The 19,481-nt window shown below is 69.1% G+C and carries 17 protein-coding genes and 1 pseudogene; 17 read left to right on the top strand and 1 reads right to left on the bottom strand.

Annotation, left to right across the window (positions count from 1 at the left end; genetic code table 11):
* The first annotated feature begins 217 nt into the window (after window positions 1–217).
* The 8 genes and pseudogenes from VKG64_09850 (at window position 218) to VKG64_09885 (ending at window position 8,854) form a co-directional block, all read left to right on the top strand.
* Complete coding sequence (locus tag VKG64_09850; protein HKB25344.1) at window positions 218–1,432, top strand: aldo/keto reductase; 1,215 nt, start codon at window positions 218–220, stop codon at window positions 1,430–1,432.
* A gap of 42 nt (window positions 1,433–1,474) precedes the next feature.
* Window positions 1,475–2,455 (top strand): alpha-ketoacid dehydrogenase subunit beta, encoded by a 981-nt coding sequence (locus VKG64_09855; GenBank protein ID HKB25345.1) that lies wholly within the window; start codon window positions 1,475–1,477, stop codon window positions 2,453–2,455.
* Window positions 2,456–2,468: 13 nt separating this feature from the next.
* Entirely contained in the window at window positions 2,469–3,755 is a 1,287-nt protein-coding gene (locus VKG64_09860; protein ID HKB25346.1) for a dihydrolipoamide acetyltransferase family protein, read from the top strand.
* A 125-nt stretch (window positions 3,756–3,880) separates the two neighbouring features.
* A pseudogene (locus VKG64_09865) lies at window positions 3,881–5,317 on the top strand (ABC transporter substrate-binding protein).
* A 74-nt stretch (window positions 5,318–5,391) separates the two neighbouring features.
* The gene (locus VKG64_09870) at window positions 5,392–6,414 is read left to right on the top strand and encodes an ABC transporter substrate-binding protein (GenBank protein ID HKB25347.1); all 1,023 of its coding nucleotides are present in this window, start codon (window positions 5,392–5,394) and stop codon (window positions 6,412–6,414) included.
* Window positions 6,415–6,445: 31 nt separating this feature from the next.
* Window positions 6,446–7,207, top strand: coding sequence for an ABC transporter ATP-binding protein (locus VKG64_09875; GenBank protein HKB25348.1), 762 nt, complete (start codon window positions 6,446–6,448; stop codon window positions 7,205–7,207).
* Entirely contained in the window at window positions 7,194–8,021 is an 828-nt protein-coding gene (locus VKG64_09880) for an ABC transporter permease (protein ID HKB25349.1), read from the top strand. Before VKG64_09875 ends, VKG64_09880 begins: the two co-directional genes overlap by 14 nt.
* Window positions 8,018–8,854, top strand: a complete 837-nt coding sequence (locus VKG64_09885) for an ABC transporter permease (protein HKB25350.1) — start codon at window positions 8,018–8,020, stop codon at window positions 8,852–8,854. The genes VKG64_09880 and VKG64_09885 overlap by 4 nt, the downstream gene beginning before the upstream one ends.
* 48 nt (window positions 8,855–8,902) lie before the next feature.
* Here the strand turns inward: VKG64_09885 and VKG64_09890 are convergent, their stop codons facing one another.
* Window positions 8,903–10,327, bottom strand: coding sequence for an ISNCY family transposase (locus tag VKG64_09890; GenBank protein ID HKB25351.1), 1,425 nt, complete (start codon window positions 10,325–10,327; stop codon window positions 8,903–8,905).
* Window positions 10,328–10,520: 193 nt separating this feature from the next.
* On the opposite strand from VKG64_09890, the gene VKG64_09895 reads away from it, so the two are divergent.
* The 9 genes from VKG64_09895 to VKG64_09935 form a co-directional block, all read left to right on the top strand.
* Window positions 10,521–11,297, top strand: a complete 777-nt coding sequence (locus VKG64_09895) for an ABC transporter ATP-binding protein (GenBank protein ID HKB25352.1) — start codon at window positions 10,521–10,523, stop codon at window positions 11,295–11,297.
* Window positions 11,298–11,307: 10 nt separating this feature from the next.
* Window positions 11,308–13,068: an AMP-binding protein gene (locus tag VKG64_09900; GenBank protein ID HKB25353.1), complete on the top strand. Its 1,761-nt coding sequence runs from the start codon at window positions 11,308–11,310 to the stop codon at window positions 13,066–13,068.
* Window positions 13,065–13,964 carry a branched-chain amino acid ABC transporter permease gene (locus VKG64_09905; protein ID HKB25354.1) on the top strand — a complete coding sequence of 300 codons (900 nt, stop codon included), beginning with the start codon at window positions 13,065–13,067 and terminating at the stop codon, window positions 13,962–13,964. The genes VKG64_09900 and VKG64_09905 overlap by 4 nt, the downstream gene beginning before the upstream one ends.
* A gap of 13 nt (window positions 13,965–13,977) precedes the next feature.
* A complete protein-coding gene (locus VKG64_09910; GenBank protein ID HKB25355.1) occupies window positions 13,978–15,021 on the top strand; it encodes a branched-chain amino acid ABC transporter permease in 1,044 nt (347 codons plus the stop codon).
* 13 nt (window positions 15,022–15,034) lie between these two features.
* Window positions 15,035–16,231: an ABC transporter substrate-binding protein gene (locus VKG64_09915; protein ID HKB25356.1), complete on the top strand. Its 1,197-nt coding sequence runs from the start codon at window positions 15,035–15,037 to the stop codon at window positions 16,229–16,231.
* Window positions 16,232–16,244: 13 nt separating this feature from the next.
* Window positions 16,245–17,039, top strand: a complete 795-nt coding sequence (locus tag VKG64_09920; protein ID HKB25357.1) for an ABC transporter ATP-binding protein — start codon at window positions 16,245–16,247, stop codon at window positions 17,037–17,039.
* 121 nt (window positions 17,040–17,160) lie between these two features.
* The gene (locus VKG64_09925; GenBank protein ID HKB25358.1) at window positions 17,161–17,400 is read left to right on the top strand and encodes a hypothetical protein; all 240 of its coding nucleotides are present in this window, start codon (window positions 17,161–17,163) and stop codon (window positions 17,398–17,400) included.
* A gap of 58 nt (window positions 17,401–17,458) precedes the next feature.
* On the top strand, window positions 17,459–18,229 hold the full coding sequence (locus VKG64_09930; GenBank protein ID HKB25359.1) for an SDR family NAD(P)-dependent oxidoreductase: 771 nt from the start codon (window positions 17,459–17,461) through the stop codon (window positions 18,227–18,229).
* 108 nt (window positions 18,230–18,337) lie between these two features.
* The coding region (locus VKG64_09935; GenBank protein ID HKB25360.1) for a cache domain-containing protein at window positions 18,338–19,481 on the top strand (1,144 nt) is incomplete at its 3' end.

A 19,481-nucleotide genomic window follows, 5' to 3' on the forward strand; every position in this document is an offset into this window, starting at 1 on the left:
GCGATGGCCGCGGCGAGCACGAGCGCGGCGAGCGCGGCGTGACGCGCGCCGCCGCCGGCCATGAGGAACGCGAACGGCAGGGCCAGCAGGACGCGCGCGGCCGTCAGCGCGTTCGCCATCGTGCAGACGGTCGCTCGCATGACGAGCGATCATATCTCGAACGGGCTGGACATGACGGTCGACACCCGGTACCGTCCGTCAGAGAGGAGGGCGCCACGTGAATCGCCGTGAGCTCCTGCAGCGGGGCGCGGTCGCCGCTTTCGGCCTCGGCATTCGTCCGCTGCGGGCGTCGGCCCAGCCGGCCCGACGCGCCGGGACGCGGGTCCAGCGCTACGCGACGCTCGGCCGCACCGGCATGCGGGTCTCCGACATCGCCTTCGGGAGCAGCCGCCTGAGCGCCGGAGAGGGAGACACCGTCCGGCACGCGTTCGATCAGGGCATCAACTACTTCGACACCGCGGACAGCTATCGCGCCGGGGGCTCGGAGACGACCATCGGGGACGCCTTGCGCGACAAGCGCGACCGCGTCTACCTCGCGTCGAAGACCTACACGAGCCCGGGCCAGCGCCGGGACTCGATGATGCGCTCGCTCGAGGGGAGCCTCCAGCGGCTCCGCACCGACTACGTGGACGTCTACTTCAACCATGCCGTCAACGACGTGGAGCGGTTGAAGGATCCGGAGTGGCACGAGTTCACCGCGCGCGCGAAGCAACAGGGGAAGATCCGCTTCGTCGGCATGTCGGGCCACGCCGGACGCCTGATCGAGTGCCTGGACTACGCCCTGGACACGAACGGTGTGGACGTGATCCTGGTGGGATACAACTTCGGCCAGGACCCCGCCTTCTACCAGAAGTTCACGGGCGCGTTCGACTTCATCGCGCGCCAGCCGGACCTGCCGCGCGTGCTCCAGAAGGCGAAGGCCAAGGGCGTCGGCGTGATCGCGATGAAGACGCTGATGGGCGCGCGTCTCAACGACATGCGCCCCTTCGAGCGGGGCGGCGCCACCTTTGCGCAGGCGGCCTTCCGCTGGGTGCTCTCGAACCCGAACGTCGACGCGCTGATCATCTCGATGACCGGCCGGGACGTGATCGACGAGTACCTCGGGGCCTCGGGCTCGCGCTCGGCCGCGGGCGAGGATCTGCCGCTGCTGCGGCGTTACGCGAGCCTGAACGGAGCGTCCTACTGCCGCCACGGCTGCCAGGAGTGCCTCGACGCATGCCCGCGCGGCGTGCCGATCGGCGACGTGCTGCGGAGCCGGATGTACGCCGTGGACTACGGCGACCTGGCGCTGGCCCGCAGCGAGTACGCCTTGCTGTCCGACGGCGCCGCTCCGTGCCTCTCGTGCTCGGGCCAGCCGTGCCGGGGCGCCTGTCCTCACGGCGTGCCCATCGACCGTTTCGTGGTCCCGACGCACCGGATGCTGACGACCTGAGCGCGGCTGCAGGGAATCGCCCCTCACGGAGGAACCATGAGCGTGCGTGAGCTGACGTACGGCGAGGCGGTCAAGGAAGCGATCGCGGAGGAGATGCGGCGCGACCCGCGCGTCTTCCTCATCGGGGAAGACGTCGCGGAGGCCGGCCATCCGTTCAAGACGCTGACCGGGCTCGTCAACGAGTTCGGGACGAAGCGCGTCATCGACACGCCGATCTCCGAGCCCGGCTACGCCGGCATCGGCGTCGGGGCGGCGATGACGGGCATGCGGCCGATCGTGGACGTGATGTTCGGCGACTTCATCACGCTGACCATGGACCAGATGGTGAACCAGGCCGCCAAGGCTCACTACATGTCGGGCGGCAAGATCAAGGTGCCGATCGTCTTCCGCACCACGCTCGGCGCGACGCGCCGGTCGGCCGCCCAGCACTCGCAGTCGCTCCACGCTTGGGTGAGCCACGTCCCGGGCCTCAAGGTGGCGCTGCCGTCCGGCCCGTACGAGGCCAAGGGGCTCATGAAGACCGCGATCCGCGACGACAGCCCCGTCGTCATCTTCGAGGACAAGATGATGTACCGGGTGAAGGGCCCGGTCCCGGCCGAGGACTACACGATCCCCTTCGGCGTGGCCGAGATCAAGCGCGAGGGTCGGGACATCACCATCGTCGCCACCAGCAGCATGGTGGCGGTCGCCCTCGGCGCCGCGAAGATGCTCGAGGAGGCCGGCATCAGCGCCGAGGTCATCGACCCGCGCACGACCTGGCCGCTCGACAAGCAGGCGCTGATCGACTCGGCGAAGAAGACCTCGCGCGCCATCGTGGTGGACGAGGGCTACGAGCGCTACGGTGTCACCGCCGAGATCGCCTCGGTCATCGCGGAGGGCGCCTTCTATCACCTCGACGCGCCGGTCAAGCGGATCGGCGCCATGGACGTGCCCGTGCCGTTCTCGCCGGTGCTCGAGGACCTCACCGTGCCGTCGGAGAAGATGGTCTTCGAGGCGGCGAAGGCGCTCTGCCGGAAGGCCTGAGCGAGCTCGTCTCATGCCGACGAACGTCATCATGCCGGCGCTCGAGCTGGCGCAGGAGACCGGCAAGGTCTTGCGCTGGCTCAAAGCGCCGGGGGACTCGGTGAGGAAGGGCGAGGCGATCGTCGAGATCGAGACCGACAAGGTCACCGTCGAGATCGAGGCGCCGGCGTCCGGCGTCCTGCGCGATGTCACCGCGCGCGCGGGCGACGTCGTGCCGGTCGGTCAGACGATCGCGCTGATCGTCGAGGCGGGCGCGGTAGCACCCGCGGCGGCGCCTGGGCCGAGCCCGCTCGCAGCCAGCGCGGTCCCCTCGCCTCCCGCCGCGTCCGCCGCGGTCAAGGCATCGCCCCTGGCCCGCAAGATCGCCGAGCAGCACGGCGTGGACCTCGCGCGGGTGAAGACGGCGAGCGGACGGGTCGAGAAGGCCGACGTCCTCGCCCACGTCGAGGGCCAGAAGGCGGCGCCTGTCCTCCTCGCCGCGTCGCCCAAGGCGCGGCGCCTGGCGGCCGAGCGCGGGCTCGACATCAGAGTGCTCCAGGGCTCGGGCCCGGGCGGCGCCGTTCTCGCGGCGGACATCGCCGCGGCGAAGCTCGCCGCGGCGTCCAGCGCGCCTGCCGCCGCGCGCGCCGGGACGCAGGGTGTGGGCAACGTCTGGCGCATCATGGCCGAGCGCATGACGGCGAGCTGGACCACCGCGCCGCACTTCTATCTCGTGCGCGAGGTCAACGTGAGCCGCCTGGTCTCATGGCTCGACAAGGTGCGCAAGCAGACCGGCGCTCACGTCACCTACACCGATCTGCTGGTGAAGCTCGTCGCCGCAGCCATCTCGCAACATCCGAGCGTGAACGCCTCGTGGAAGGACGGCGCGATCGTGCGGAACGCCGACATCAACATCGGCCTGGCCGTCGCCATCGACGCCGGCCTCGTCGTCCCCGTCCTCCACCGCGCCGGCACGCTGAGCCTCGCCGAGCTCGCGGCCCGCCGCGAGGACCTCGTGAGCCGCGCCCAGGCCGGCAAGCTGCGCCCGGCCGACATCCAGGGCGGCGGCTTCACGATCAGCAACCTCGGCATGTTCGGCGTCGACGCGTTCAACGCCATCGTCAATCCGCCGCAGGCCGCCATCCTCGCCGTCGGCCGCATCGCCGACCGCGTCGTCGCCGCCGGCGGCCAGCCCGCCGTCCAGCCGACGATGGTGCTGACGCTCTCCTGCGACCACCGCGCTCTCGACGGCGCGCGCGGCGCCCAGTTCCTCGGCGCGCTCGCCGAGCTGATCGAGGAGCCCCTGGCGCTGCTGGTGTGAGTCCGGAGCGGCTCGAAGGAGGGGACGAGATGAGCTCTCACCGGCACCTGCTCCCGGCCCTCCTGCTCACCCTCGGCGTGGCCGGCGAGGCGCTCGCCCAGGCCCCGCCCACGGGCGAGGTCGTGATGGCCTATCACGTGACCATCGCGCCGGGCTGGTTCGACCCGTCGAGCGCGCCGCCGCAGATCACCCCCTTCGGGATCCTCTATGCGATCCACGACGCCGTGGTCCGCCCGCTGCCGGGGAAGAAGATCGCCCCGAGCCTGGCGGAGTCGTGGACGGAGAGCGCGGACGGCCGCGTGTACGAGTTCAAGCTGCGCCGCGGCCTCAAGTTCCACAACGGCGACGCGGTGACCGCCGAGGACGTGAAGTTCAGCTTCGAGCGCTACAAAGGGGCGGGCGCGAGCGAGCTGCAGGCGCGGGTCCGGCAGGTGGAGGTCGTCGATCCCCTGACCGTGCGCTTCCACCTGCAGGAGCCGTGGCCGGACTTCCTGACCTTCTACGGGACCACGGCGACGGCTGCCGGGCTCGTGGTGCCGAAGAAGTACCTGACGCAGGTCGGTGACGACGGCTTCAAGAAGCACCCGATCGGCGCCGGCCCCTACAAGTTCGTGAGCCACATGGTCGGCGTCGAGCTGGTGCTGGAAGCCTACACGGGGTATTGACGCAAGACGCCCCACGTCAAGCGGCTCGTCATGAAGAGCGTGCCCGAGACGACCACGCGCGTGGCGATGCTGAAGAACGGCGAGGCCGACATCGCCAACGCGCTCGACGGCGAGGACGCCGAGAACGTGAGACGCGACCCGCGCCTGCAGCTCCTGCCGTCCAAGCACGCCTCGATGTTCTGGATCGAGTTCGCCGACCAGTGGGACCCGAAGTCGCCCTGGCACGACAAGCGCCTGCGGCAAGCGGTGAACGCCGCGCTCGACCGCAAGGCCATCAACGACGCCGCCTGCCTGGGCTACTGCCCACCCGCGGGGGTCATCGTGCCGCGCGTGATGGAGTTCGCGTTGCAAGTCCCCCCGCATGCCTACGACCCGAAACGGGCCAAACAGCTGCTCAGCGAGGCCGGGTATCCGAACGGCATCGACGCCGGCGACGTCGTGCCCACGCCGCCGTTCTTCGCGATGGCGGAGGCCACGCTGAACTACCTGAACGCGGTGGGGATCCGGACGAGGCTGCGGCCGATGGAGCGCGCGGCCTTCTACTCCGCCTGGCGCGAGAAGAAGCTGCGGGGGCTCTTCATCGTCGCGGCCGGCAACTCCGGCAACGCCGCGAGCCGCGTGGAAGCGTTCATGTACTCCAAGGGCAGCTACGCTTATGGCGGCTATCCGGACCTCGACGACCTGTTCCAGCAGCAGGCGCGCGAACGGGACGTCGCCCGGCGCGAGGCCCTGCTCCATCGCATCCAGCAGCTCACGATCGACCGCGTCATGTTCGCGCCGATCATGGACTATCGCACCCTGCGCGGCGTCGGACCGCGGCTGGCCGATCCCGCGATGGACACGATCCACCTGTACCCGTACCCCGCGTACGAGGACATGAGGCTCAAGGGCCAGTAAACGGTTCCTTGAACTGGAGGGTGAGGTTCGTCTAGGATTTGGCGCATTCGCAGCCCTTCCCCGGAGGAGACGCCATGAAGAAGCTCATCGTCCCCGTGCTGGCCCTCGCCGGCGTCCTGGGGTTGACGGCGCGGGCCGCAGACGCCCAGGCGCCCACGTTCAACGTCGGCGCCGTCAACAACACGGGAGGCCTGGTCGTCTTCGTCGCGGTGGACAAGGGCTTCTTCGCCAAGCAGGGCCTGGACGCCAAGGTGGTCGTCCGCAACACGGGCCCCGAGCTCAGCAAAGCCCTCGACGCGGGTGAGATCGACGTCGGCGCCGCCAACGTGAGCAACATCCCGGTCGCCCTGGAGCGTGGGCTCAACGTCCGGGCGATCGTCGGCTACGTGGGCTCCTCGTTCGTCAAGCCGACCGACGACAACATGCTCGGCATCGTCGTCCGCCCCGACGCGGACATCAATTCCATCGCCGACCTCAGGGGGAAGAGCATCGGCACCACGTTCGGCTCGATGAACGACATGTACCTCGTGGAGGTCATCAGGAAGAACGGCTTCTCGGAATCGGCCATCAACCGGATCAATTCCACGCCCGCCGGCATGGTCGCCCTGTTCGACACCGGCAACGTGAGCGCGATGGTGGTCTGGGAGCCCTACCTGACGCGGATGCTCGAGAAGGTGAAGGGCGCCAAGCTGCTCGCCCGCGGCGGCGACCACGTGTGCTTCTGCGCCGCCATGCACGGCAAGCCCGAGACACTCTACAAGAACCGGGACGTCACCCAGCGGTTCGTGAGCGCGATGGCCGAGGCGGCCCGCTTCGTCCGCGACCCGAAGAATCTGGACGAGGTCGGCAGCATCGGCTCCCGCTACATCCCCGGCATGGACGCCGACCTGATCAAGCGGACCCACAAGTACTGGATCTACGACATGCGGATCGGCAAGAACAGCTTCAAGGCGTTCAACGAGGCGGTGGAGGTGCTGATCGCGCAGAAGAAGATGAAGCAGGCCTTCGACCCGGCCAAGTACTACGACACCGCCTTCATCGAGCGGGCGATGAAGGAGCACCCGGCGTGGTTCGACGATCTCCCGGGCGCCCGGTGACCGGACGCTGCAGAAGCTCGTCGTCCGAGACCTGACCCACCACTACCCGGACGAGTACACGGGCGAAGACGTCCACGCCCTCGAGCGGCTGAGCCTCGAGGTGCGCGAGGGCGAGCTGGCCGCGGTGGTGGGCCCGAGCGGTTGCGGCAAGACCACCCTCCTCCACATCCTCGCGGGGCTCCTCCCCTACCGGCACGGCGTGGTCGAGGTGGATGGGGTCGCGGTGAAGGGACCGGGGCCTGACCGCGGGGTCGTGTTCCAGGAGCACGCCATCCTGCCCTGGCGGACGGTGGCGCGGAACATCGGGCACGGCCTCGAGATCCAGGGCGTGCCGCGGCGCGAGCGCGAGCGGCGGGTGCGGGAGTTCATCGAGCTGGTCGGGCTCACCGGCTTCGAGGAGCGCTACCCCCACGAGCTCTCCGGCGGCATGAAGCAGCGCGCCGCGCTCGCGCGCACGCTCTGCGCGAACCCGGTCGTCATGCTGATGGACGAGCCGTTCGCCGCCGTGGACGCCCAGACGCGGATCACGCTGCAGGAAGAGCTGAACCGCATCGCGATCACGACGCGGAAAACCATCCTCTTCATCACCCACAACGTGGACGAGGCGGCCTTCCTCGGCGACCGGTGCTTCATCTTCACCCGGCGCCCCGGGAGCCTCAAGGCCACCGTCACGATCGACATCCCGCGGGAGCGCCGCATCTGGAAGGACCTGGTCTCCGACCCGGCGTTCACGCGCCCGCGGGACGAGATCCTCCAGCTCGTGCGCGCCGAGGTGAGCGTTGGCGACGACTAGCGCGACCCTCGCGCGGCCGCACGCCGTCCTGTCAGCGCGCGCCCGGCGCTTCTGGAGACAGGGGGGGATCGAGCTCGCGCTCGTCCTCCTGGTCATCCTGGCGGCGTGGGCGACGATCTCGGCCACCATCCAGCGGCCGGACCGCTACCTGCCGTCTCCCCTCTCCGTGGCTCTCTCCTCGGGGGACCTCCTCTGGAAGGGCATCCTGCCGAACTACCTGGGCCAGACCCTCTGGCGCCTGATCACGGGAAGCCTGATCGGCATCGCGCTCGGGATCCCCTTCGGAATCCTCGTCGGCATGAACCGGACCGTCTCGGACATGTTCTATCCTGTCCTGAACTTCTTCCAGTCCATCTCGGGCATCGCGCTGCTCCCCATCGTGATGATCTGGTGGGGGACGACCGAGAAAACCGTCTTCGCCGTCATCGTCTATACCTGCTTCTTCCCGATCGCGTTCACGGTGCTGGCGGGCGTGCGGAGCACGCCGCTCATCTACGTGAACGCCCTGCGCACGCTCGGCGCAGGGCGCCTGCGGATCGTGCGGGACGTCCTGGTGCCCGGCGCCATGCCCTCCATCGCCACGGGGACGAGGCTCAGCATCGGCTACGCGTGGCGCGCCGCCATCGCCGGCGAGATGCTGGCGGGCCGGCGCGGGCTCGGCTGGATGATCTTCTCGGCGCAGCAGGTGGATCACACCGCGCAGGTCATTCTCGGGATGGTCTTGATCGGCTGCCTCTGGATCCTCCTCGACCGTTACGTCCTGCGACCCATCGAATCGGATACGATCCAGCGCTGGGGACTCCTCCAGCGATGAATCCGCTGCGGCGGCTCGACCGTCGGCGTCTCAGACGGATCCTCCTCGGCGCGATCCCGTTCGTCGCGCTGGGGACCCTCTGGCAGCTGAACGCCGTCTACCGGTGGCTCGCCCCGATTCACATTCCGCCGCCGGCGGCCGTCTGGGGCGCCATCTTCACCCTCCAGGACGGCTGCCCCGGCCTGATGGAGGCGCTCCGGCAGAGCTCCGGCTGTCTCTTCACCAACCACATCCTCTCGAGCCTGGGCCGGGTGGGCCTGAGCCTCGTCGTCGGGCTGCCGCTCGGCATCGCCCTCGGCGTGCTCGCCGGGATGAATCGCCGTCTCGGCAACGCCCTCGAGCCCGTCGGCGTGTTCGCGAACGCCATCTCCGGCATCGCCTGGGTCCCCCTCGCCATCGTCTGGTTCGGGGTCGGCTGGCTCACGACGCTCTTCATCCTGCTCAACACGGTCTTCTGGCTCGTCTTCTTCAACACGCTGATGGGCGTGCGCGGCGTGCCCCGCGTCTACGAGAACGGTGTGCTCACGCTCGGGGCGAAGCGGCGGAAGGTCATCACCCACGTGTACATCCCTGGAGCGCTGCCGAGCATCGTGACGGGCATCCGCATGAGCATGGGCTTCGGCTGGCGGGCTCTCATCGCGGCGGAGATGATCGGCGGTGACCGGGGCCTCGGCTTCATGCTCTTCGTCGCGGCGCAGGAGTACAAGACCGAGGAGGTGTTCCTCGGCGTGCTGGTGATCGCCGTCATCTGGATGCTCACCGACCGCGCCTGTCTCGTGCCCCTCGAGCGATGGACCATCGAGCGCTGGGGACTCGTCTGGAGGCCGTCGTAGGAAGGCCGCGCGCGCGGCCCATCGGTATGTCGCTGGTCAATGAAAATGTCATCCCTTACTGCTACGTGAAAATGTCATCCCCTGCGCGCGAAGCGTCTTGCGGAGGACGTGAAGCCGGATGGATCGGCGCCACGGGTGATCACGCGCGGGACGACGAGGTGGGGTGTGGCGGGGTGCGCGCGGCGGTACGGCACCGGATTTCGGGGGGTACTCAGGGAAGGGGGCCGGGTGCGATCGTCGCTCCTGAGCCAATTGTGCGGGCGCGGCTGTCGCGGGCGCGCCGTTGCCGCGGCGATCGGCGCTCGGCGCCCGGCGCGGCACGAGGCTGAAGGCGGCGCTGGGCGGGGCCTGGGCCGCGAGCACGACGTCGTGGTAGATCGCGAGCAGGCGCCCGTCGAGGAGTTCGCGCAGCTCCACGCGGCAGCCGGCGTAGGAGCGGCCGCGCGGGCCAGGGGGGATTTGCAACCAACGCGGACCGAGGCGGGCGGTGTTGTCGCGGGCGACCACCACCGAGTAGCGACAGCTGAGGAGCCGGTCGAGGTCGCGCGGCGGCCGCCGCCAGACGGCGCCCGGGTCGGCGGCCGGGCGCGCGAAGCGCCGGTTGTAGTCGGCGATGAACTCCGGCAGGAAGCGCGCGGCGGCCTCGAGGGTGGTGAGGCCGCGGAGGCGGAGTTCACTGGTCAGGCGGTCCTGCAGCGTGGCCCAGAGCCGTTCGATGCGGCCCTTGGCCTGCGGCGAGTGGGCGGCGATGTACGCGACGCCCAGGTCCTGGAGCATGCGGCCGAAATGCGTAGGGTGCTGAGCGCCTTGCAATTCTTCGTCGAGGGTCCAGTGGCGATCGTTGCGCACGAAGACGTTGAGGCGATCGCCGTAGACGGCCAGCGGCAGGCCGTGGGTGGCGAAGAGTTGGCGGAACAGGGTGGCGTAGCCGTGGAGATCCTCGGTGGGACGGAAGCCGAGCGCCAGGATCGCGCCGGTGGCGTCATCGATCGCGCCGAGCAGCGTGAGGCGAGGACCGCGGGCTTCGAGCCAGGCGCAGGGACTGCCGTCGACTTGGATCAGCGCGCCGCTGGCGGCCTCACGCTGGCGACGGCGGCGGTGGCGCGGGGCCTGGCGGGGGCGCTTCGCTGGACGCCCGAGGCCCAGCCGGACGCGCCGCACCGACTCACGGCAGACGTCGAGGGCGTGGACCTCGCGAAGCTTTTCGGTCAGGTGCACGTCGTTAAAGCCTGCGTAGGTGGTGGTCATGAGCTCGGCAATCTTGGCGCAGAGCTTTGCCGGCACGCGGCGCGGCGAGGGTTGACCCCGGCCCCGATGGCGCAGCGCTGGGGCCCCGCCGGTCTCGAAGCGGCGCTTGAGGCGCTGGAACTGCCGGATGGTCAAATGCAGGGCGGTGGCGCCTTGGCGATTCGTAATGCGCCCCGAGAGCGCGGCCTTGACCAAGCCGGCCCGGGGCAGTTCCTTCTTGCTCATCGTGAAAGTCTCCATAGGGGGATGACACTTTCACGGAGCAGTTACCCCATGACATTTTCATGTAGCACCGGCACGCGCGGCCCATCGGTATTGACAAGGGCCGTCCATTGACTGTAGGGTGCGCCCGCACTCGCGTGCGAACCGTCCGGCCCTCGAAGGAACCTATGCTCTGGCACCTGGGGGACTGAAGGCGATGGCGCTGCTCACCCTGCACGGGCTGCACCTGAGCTTCGGCGGCGTGGCGGCCCTGGCCGGCGTGAGCCTCCAGGTCGACGCCCACGACTTCTTCGCCATCATCGGCCCGAACGGCGCGGGCAAGACCAGCATCTTCAACTGCATCAGCGGCATCTACGCGCCGAGCCGCGGGCGCATCGTCTTCGACGAGAAGGACATCACGGCCCTCAAGCCGCACCAGCGGGCGCAGCTCCGCATCGCGCGCACCTTCCAGAACATCGCCCTCTTCAAGGGCATGACCGTCCTCGACAACGTGAAGATCGGCCGTCACATCCACCTGCGCTCGGGGGTCCTCGCCTGCGGCCTCTACTACGGCCGCGCGGCCCGTGAAGAGCGGGCCCACCGGGTCACGATCGAGCGCGAGATCATCGACCTCCTGGAGCTGCAGGACATCCGGCACAAGATCGTCGGCACCCTGCCCTACGGGCTGCAGAAGCGCGTCGAGCTGGCGCGGGCGCTGGCCCTCGACCCGGTCCTGCTCCTCCTCGACGAGCCCACCGCGGGCATGAACGCCGAGGAGACCGAGGACATGGTGCGCTTCATCCGCTACGTCAAGCAGGTGAAGCGTCTCACCGTGGTGATGATCGAGCACGACATGGGCGTCGTGATGGACATCTCCGATCGCGTCGCCGTGCTCGACTTCGGGCAGAAGATCGCCGAAGGCGCGCCCGCCCAGGTGCAGCACGACCCGGTCGTGATCAAGGCCTACCTGGGCGAGGACTTCCAGGTGGCGTGAGGTGGCCGGCGTGGACCACGACACGTTCCCGCGACTGCTCGCCGCGCAGGCGCGGCGGCTCGGCCGGCGCAGGGTCGCGCTGCGCGAGAAGAAGTACGGCATCTGGCAGGAGGTGACGTGGGAGGAGTACGCCGAGCGCGTGCGCGCGGTGTGCCTCGGCTTGGCCGCGCTCGGGCTCCAGCGCGGGGACCGGGTGGCGGTGATCTCCGGCAACCGTCCGGCCTGGCCGTACGTCGAGCTGGCGGCCCACGCGCTCGGCGCCATCCCCCTGGGAATCTTCGTGGACGCCCTGCCGGAGCAGGTGCGGGCCGTCCTCGACCACAGCGAGGCGCGCGTCGTGCTGGTCGAGGATCAGGAGCAGGCCGACAAGGTGCTCGGCGTGCGCGGCGCCGTCCCGTGCCTCGAGTGGATCATCGTGGACGACATGCGGGGGCTCGAGACGTACCGGGACCCGATGCTCGTCAGCCTCGAGGCGGTGGCGGCGCGCGGACGCGAGGCGGACGCGCGCGCGCCGGAGCGTTACGAGACCCTGCTCGCGCAGGGGGGGCCGAGCGACGTGGCCCTGCTCGCGTACACCTCGGGCACCACCGGGGTGGCCAAGGCCGCCATGCTCAGCCACCACAACCTCCTCGCCATGGCGGCGGGTGTCGCGCAGGTCGATCCCGTCCGCGAGGGCGACCAGATCGTCTCGTTCCTGCCGTTCGCGTGGGTGGGCGAGCAGCTCATCAGCGTCGCGATCGCCCTGCACGTGGGCGCCACCGTGAACTTCCCCGAAGAGCCCGAGACGATGCGCGAGGACCTGCGGGAGATCGGGCCCCACGTGATGATCGCGCCGCCGCGGTTCTGGGAGGCGATGTGCTCGGAGTTCCAGGTGAAGATCGCCGACGCCGGACGGCTCAAGCGCCTGGCGACGCGGGTCGCCCTGGCCCTCGGCGAGCGCGGGCGCGCGCTGCGCGGGCTCGCCCATCTCCTCGCGTTCCGGACCATGCTCGACAAGTTCGGTCTCGCGCGCGTCCGCTACGCCTATACGGGCGGGGCCCCGCTCGGCCCGGAGATCTTTCGGTTCTTCCGCGCCATCGGCCTCAACCTCAAGCAGGTGTACGGCCAGACGGAGACGGCCGGCATCTGCGTGCTGCACCCGGACGGCGAGGTGCGGGCGGAGACGGTGGGGAAGCCCGCGCCCGGCACGCGCATCCGCGTCTCGGAGGCCGGCGAGATCCTGGTCTCCGGCGAGAGCGTGTTCCTCGGTTACTACAAGAACCCGGACGCCACCCGGACGGTCCTCGACGACGGGTGGCTGCACACGGGCGACGCCGGCGTGCTCGACGAGCACGGCCACCTGATCATGATCGACCGGCTCCAGGACGTCCTCCGCCTCGCCGACGGCTCGCGGTTTTCGGCCGCCCTCATCGAGAACAAGCTGAAGTTCAGCCCCTACGTCCGGGAGGCGGTGGTGATCGGCGAGGCCCGGCCGTACGTCGTCGCGCTGATCCAGATCGACATGGGCAACGTGGGGAGCTGGGCCGAGGCCAACCGGCTGCCCTTCACCACCTTCAAGGACCTCTCGCACAAGGCCGAGGTGGTCGCCTTGATCGAGGAGGCGGTCGCCCGCGTGAACCAGGAGCTGCCCGCGGCCGCCCGCATCCGGGTGTTCGGGCTGTTCGACAAGGAGCTGGACGCCGACGACGGCGAGCTCACGCGCACCCAGAAGGTCCGGCGCGCGACGATCCAGGAAAAGTACGGGGACATGATCGCGGGCCTCTACCGATGACCGAGCAGCTCGTGTTCATGCTCCAGCTCGTCATCAGCGGCATCGCGGTCGGCGGCGTGTACTCGCTCATGGCCCTGGGCTTCGTCCTCATCTACAAGGCCTCGAGCGTGGTCAACTTCGGGCCGGGCGAGCTGGTGCTCTTCGGCGCGTACGTCGCGTGGGCGACGATTCTCCAGATGCGGCTCCCGCTGGTCCTGGCCCTGCCCCTCACCCTCGGCGTCGCCATCCTCCTCGGGCTCGTCATCGAGCGGGGCGTGCTCCGGCCGCTCATCGGCGAGCCGCTCATCTCGGTGATCATGGTGACCTTCGGGTTCGCGAGCGTCATCCGCGGGTTCCTCAACATGACGTGGGGCAGCGACACGCGCCCGTTCCCCGTGCTGTTCTCCCAGGAGCCGTTCCGCGTCGGGCCGGTGCCGGTGTCGCCGGTGCACCTGTGGAGCTTCGTGGGCGTCATGCTGCTGCTCGGGGCCTTCTCGCTGTTCTTCCGGTTCTCGCTGACGGGGATGGCGATGCGGGCGACCGCCGACAACCAGCAGGTGGCGCAGTCGCTCGGCGTGAGCGTGAAATGGATCTTCGCGCTGTCGTGGTGCATCGCCACCTGCGTGTCGACGCTCGCGGGGATCATCCTCGGCAGCGTCCGCGGCGGCGTAGACTTCTCGCTCGCCGAGCTCGGCCTGAAGGTGTTCCCGGTGGTCATCCTCGGCGGCCTGGACAGCGTGGCGGGCGCGATCATCGGCGGGGTGCTGATCGGGGTGCTCGAGAACCTCGCGGGCGGCTACCTGGACCCGCTCCTGGGCGGCGGGGTCAAGGAGGTGGCGCCCTTCGTGGTGCTCGTGGTCATCCTCATGCTGCGGCCCTACGGCTTCTTCGGCAAGGTCGAGATCGTGCGGGTCTGATGGGAGCCGCGGCGTGAGGTGCGGGGGCTTCCGGGTCAGCTATCGGAGCGACGAGCGGATCTTCGACACCCCGGTGCCGATCGTCGCGCTCGTGCTCTTCCTCGGCGCGCTGGCGCTGGTGCCGCGGTTCGCCACGACGTACTGGCTCGACGTGCTCAACCGGATCGGCATCGCCGTCATCGGGGCGCTGGGCCTGAACATCCTCGTGGGGTTCACGGGGCAGATCTCGATCGGCCACGCCGCGTTCCTCGCCGTCGGGGCCTACGCCACGGCGATCCTCGAGGTCAACGCGGGCCTGCCGTTCTACCTGGCCATCCCCCTGGCGGCGCTGCTGACGGCGGCGTTCGGCCTCGTCTTCGGCATCCCCTCCCTGCGTCTCAGGGGCCTCTACCTGGCCATCGCCACGCTCGCGGCGCACTTCATCACCACCTTCGGGATCATCCACTGGGAGAGCATGACCAAGGGCGTGCTCGGGTTCATGGTGCCGCCGGCCACCGTCTTCGGGCTGCCGCTCGACTCGGACGCCCGCATCTTCTACCTGATCTTCGCGCTCACGGTCCCGGCGGTCCTCGTCACGAAGAACCTCTTCCGCACGAAGGTGGGCCGCGCGTTCATCGCGATCCGCGACCGCGACGTCGCCGCCAGCGTGATGGGCGTGAGCCTCTACCGCTACAAGCTCCTCGCCTTCGTGATCAGCTCGTTCTACGCGGGGGTGGCCGGCGGGCTGATGGCCCACCACTCCCGCATCCTGTTCCCCGACGCGTTCACGCTGCTCGTGGCCATCGACTACCTCGCGATGATCATCATCGGGGGCATGGGCAGCATCCTCGGATCGATCTTCGGGGCGGTGTTCATGACCCTGCTGCCGGAGGTCCTGAAGCTGACCGCGACGTCGCTGACCGGCGTGTACCCGCAGGCGTTCGGCCTCATCGCCTCGGCCCGCGACATCGTCTTCGGCCTGGCCGTCATCTTCTTCCTCACGTACGAGCCGCAGGGTCTGGCGCGCATCTGGGTGCGGATGCGCAGCTACTGGACGCTGTGGCCGTACTCCTACTGACAAGGAGGTCGCTATGAGTCGCGTGCATCGCCCGCTCGTCGGATTCGTCCTGTTCGGTCTGCTCGTCCTCGGCCTCGGCGCGGCGCCGGCCGACGCCCAGACCGCGATCAAGCTCGGCAACCTGGTCGACCTCACCGGGCCGACCTCGGATCAGGGCAAGGACATCGCCCAGGGCCGCATCGACGCCGTGCAGTACCTCAACGAGCGCGGCGGCATCAACGGCCGGAAGATCGAGCTGGTGAGCGTCGAGTACGGCTTCCAGCCGCCACGGGCGGTGGCGGCCTACAAGAGGTTCATCGAGGAGGACCGGGTCCTCCTCGTCCTCGGCTACGGGACGCCGGACACCGAGGCGCTGCGCCCCTTCATCACGAAGGACAAGATTCCGTACCTGTCCGGCTCGTACTCCGGGCACCTGACGGATCCGCGGCAGACGCCGTACAACTTTCCCGGCGGCATCGATTACACGAGCCAGATCCGCATCTTCCTCAACTACGTGAGGGAGACCTGGAAGGACACGAGCCGCAAGCCGCGCGTGGCCTTCATCTACGCCGACAACGCCTACGGGCGGGCGCCGATCGAGTCCGGACGCAAGTACGCGCCGGAAGTCGGCGTGGACCTGGTGGACGAGGAAGTCATCCCCACCGTCCTCACCGACGCGACCTCCCAGCTCCTGACCATGCAGAAGAAGGACCCTGACTTCGCCTACATCAACACCAACACCCAGTGGGTCCCGGTGGTGCTGAAGGACTCCTACAAGCTCGGGCTCCGGACCAAGTACGTCGTCAACAACTACGGCCTCGACGAGCGCACGCCCAAGCTGGCGGGGGACGCGGCCGAGGGCGTGATCGGGATCCAGGACGTCGCCTACTGGGGCGACAACGTGCCCGGCATGAAGATCCTGATGGAGTTCCACGCGAAGCATCACGGCGGCGACGTCCACGCCTCGCCCTACATGCGCGGGTGGCTGTGGGTGATCGTGGCGGCCGAGGCGATCAAGCGCGCGGGGCCGAATCCGACCGGCGAGACGATCAAGAACGCGCTCGAGACCCTGAAGGAGTTCGACACGTGGGGCCTCACCCCCCCGTTCACCTACACGAGCGAGGACCATCGGCCGACCAACCGGGCGCGCCTCGTGCAGATCAAGGGCGGCAAGGTGGTGCCGATGCACGAGGTCACCGTGGCTCGCGACATGAAGTGGATCGGCAAGTGACCCGGACGGCGGGATGCTCCGGCTGAACAACATCCAGGTCATCTATAGCGACGTCATCCTCGTCCTCAAGGGGCTGTCGCTGGAGGTCCCCGACGGGCAGATCGTCGCCCTGCTCGGCGCGAACGGCGCGGGCAAGACGACCACGCTCAAGGCGATCTCGGGCCTGCTCAAGACCGAGAATGGCCGCGTGACGGATGGCGGCATCGAGTTCATGGGGCGGCGGATCGACGGCCTCGATCCCGAGGAGATCTGCCGCCGCGGCATCGTGCAGGTGATGGAAGGGCGCAAGGTCCTCGAGTCCCTCACCGTGGAGGAGAACCTCCGGATCGGGGCGTACACGCGACGCGATCCCGACGGTGTGCGTCGCGACATGCAGACGATCTACGACTACTTTCCCCGCCTCGTGGAGCGACGCGCGCAGCTCGCGGGGTATCTGTCCGGCGGCGAGCAGCAGATGCTGGTGATCGGGCGAGCGCTCATGGCCAACCCCAGGCTCCTGCTGCTCGACGAGCCCTCGCTCGGACTCGCGCCGCTGCTGGTGCACGAGATCTTCGAGATCATCCAGAAGATCAACTCGGAGCGGGCAACGACGATCCTGCTCGTGGAGCAGAACGCCCAGATCGCCCTCGGCATCGCCCACACCGGCTACATCATGGAGAACGGCCGGATCGTCTTCGACGGTCCGGCCGCCAAGCTACGGGGCAACGACGACGTCCGCGAGTTCTACCTGGGCCTCGGCGAGGCCGGCCGCCGGAAGAGCTTCAAGGAGATCAAGTTCTACAAGCGCCGCAAGCGCTGGGTGTTCTGATATCGTTCCGGCGAGGAAGCTGACGCGCTGGAGCGAGCACCCGACTGTTCGCTTCCTGGCGCTGGCCTTCGCCCTGCTGGCCGCCTACAACGGCTACCTCTACCTCACGGGCCCGTCGCGGATGACCGATCGCCTCCGCGCCCGCCTGGCCCAGGGGCCGGCGACCGTCAACGTCCTCGTCACGGCCAAATTCCCGCCCGAGGAGTTTCACATCCGCCTCCTCCAGCAGGTGGGGAACATGCGGGGCGTGGAGGGCAGCACCGCGAAGCTCTACACCGTCAGCCCCGCCAACGTCCGCTACATCTCCCGGCACTACTGGATTCGCGGAATCGACCTCGCGCCCGACGACGGGCGGAAGTGAGCAATCGGGAGCGTCGCCGGTCACGGCGATGCTCGCGGCGTTGGAAGGAGAGCAGGCGATGCGCTTGCAAGGACGGGTTACAGCGATCACGGGGGGCGCGCTCGGGATCGGCCGCGCCACCGCGCTTCTGTTCGCCGCCGAAGGCGCGGCGGTGGCGATCGGTGACGTCGACGTGGCCGGCGCCGAGGCCGTCGCGAAAGACATCGCCGGGCGCGGCGGCCGGGCGATCGCCGTCGGCGTGGACGTCGGTGACGCGGATCAGGTGCAGGCGTTCGTGGACCGAGTCGTGACGGAGTTCGGGCGCCTCGACGTGATGTTCGCGAACGCGGGCATCGCGTACTCGGCGCCGTTCCTCGAGCATCCCGAGGCGCAGTGGCATCGCGTGCTGCGCGTCAACCTCACCGGCGTCTTCCTGTGCTGCCAGACGGCCGCGCGTCAGATGGTCAAGCAGGGCGGCGGTCGCATCATCACGACCGCGTCGATCAACGGCCTTCGCGGCGTGGAGAACCTCGTCGGGTACAACGCGGCGAAGGCCGGCGTGATCGAGCTGACCAAGACGATGGCCGTGGAGTTGGCGGAGCATCGCATCGCGGTGAACGCGATCGCGCCGGCGCAGATCGACACGCGGCTCACGCGCGGCTTGCCCGAAGAGGCGCGGCGGCGACGCGTCGCGCGGATCCCGATGGGGCGCTTCGGCGAGGTCGACGAGGTGGCGCGCGCCGCGCTCTTTCTCGCCTCCGACGACGCGAGCTTCATCACCGGCCACACGCTCGCGGTCGACGGCGGCTATCTCGCCGGCGGCCTCTGGTCGCGGAGCGGCTCGAGATAGAGCTCCCGATAGATCTCTGTCCCCTTGACTCGTCACTTATAGTGAACGTTATGGGCTTCCGCCACGATGAAGCGTAGACTCGCGAGCCTCCGGTCTCGACTCCTCCTCTTGGTCCTCGTCGCGGTGCTCCCGGCCTTTGCGCTGACGCTGTATACGGGCCTGGAGCGGCGGCGCGCGGCCGCGGCCGAGGCCCACGAGGAAGCGTTGCGGATCGCCCGGATCGCCGCGACCGAACAAAACGACGTGTTCCAGGGCGCACGCCAGCTGGCCTTCATCCTGGCCCAGGTGCCGGCGGTGAGGACGCTCGACGCCAACGCGTGCCGTCCGCTGCTGGCGGATCTCTTTACCCGATCGCCCGAGTACACGAATATTTCTGTCGCCGCGCCGACCGGCGACGTGGTGTGCAGCGCGGTGCCCTCCACGGAGCCGATCAGCGTTCGGGATCGCGAGTACTTTCAGCGCGCCCTCGCCACCCGCGACCTCGTCGTGAGCGGCTATTTGATCGGACGCATCACCAGGAAGCCGAGCGTCGTCCTCGCGTACCCCGCGGTCGACGGGCGCGGCGCGGTGAAGGCCGTGGTCGTGGTCGCGCTCGATTTGCGGCGGCTCAACCATCTTCTTGCCAACGCGCGGTTGCCCGAAGGGTCCACGCTCCTCGTGATCGACCAGAACGCCGTCATTCTGGCTCGTCACCCACAGGGGGACGAATTGATCGGGACGCGGGTCGCCGACGCACCTCTCGCCACGGCCATTCTGGCCAAGCGCGCGGAGGGCGCGTTCGATACCGTGGGATTGGATGGTGTGCCCCGGCTGTATGGACTCACCCCTCTATCTGCGGCCTCCGAGGCGGGTGAAGCCTATCTCGCGGTCGGCATTCCCCGGTCGGTCGCGTTTGCCGAAGCGAATCGAAGTCTCGCTCGGAATCTCATCGGGCTCGGTCTCGTCTCCGTCGTGAGCCTCGTGGCCGCGCGCGTCGTGGCGGAGCGACTCGTGCTCCGTCGGACGGCGGCGCTGGTGGCGGCCACGAAGCGGCTGGCGGCCGGCGATCTCCAGGCGCGCGCCGGCGTCTCGGACAGCCACAGCGAGCTCGGCCAGCTGGCTCGATCCTTCGACGAGATGGCGGAGGCGCTCGAACAGCGAACGGCGGAGCGTGCGCGGGCCGCGGCCGAACTGGTCAGGAGCGAGAAGATGGCCGCGCTCGGGCGCCTCGCAGCGGGGGTCGCGCATGAGCTCAGGAACCCGCTGGCCGTCA

It is taken from the genome of Candidatus Methylomirabilota bacterium (assembly GCA_035260325.1).
Classification (GTDB): Bacteria; Methylomirabilota; Methylomirabilia; order Rokubacteriales; family CSP1-6; genus AR19.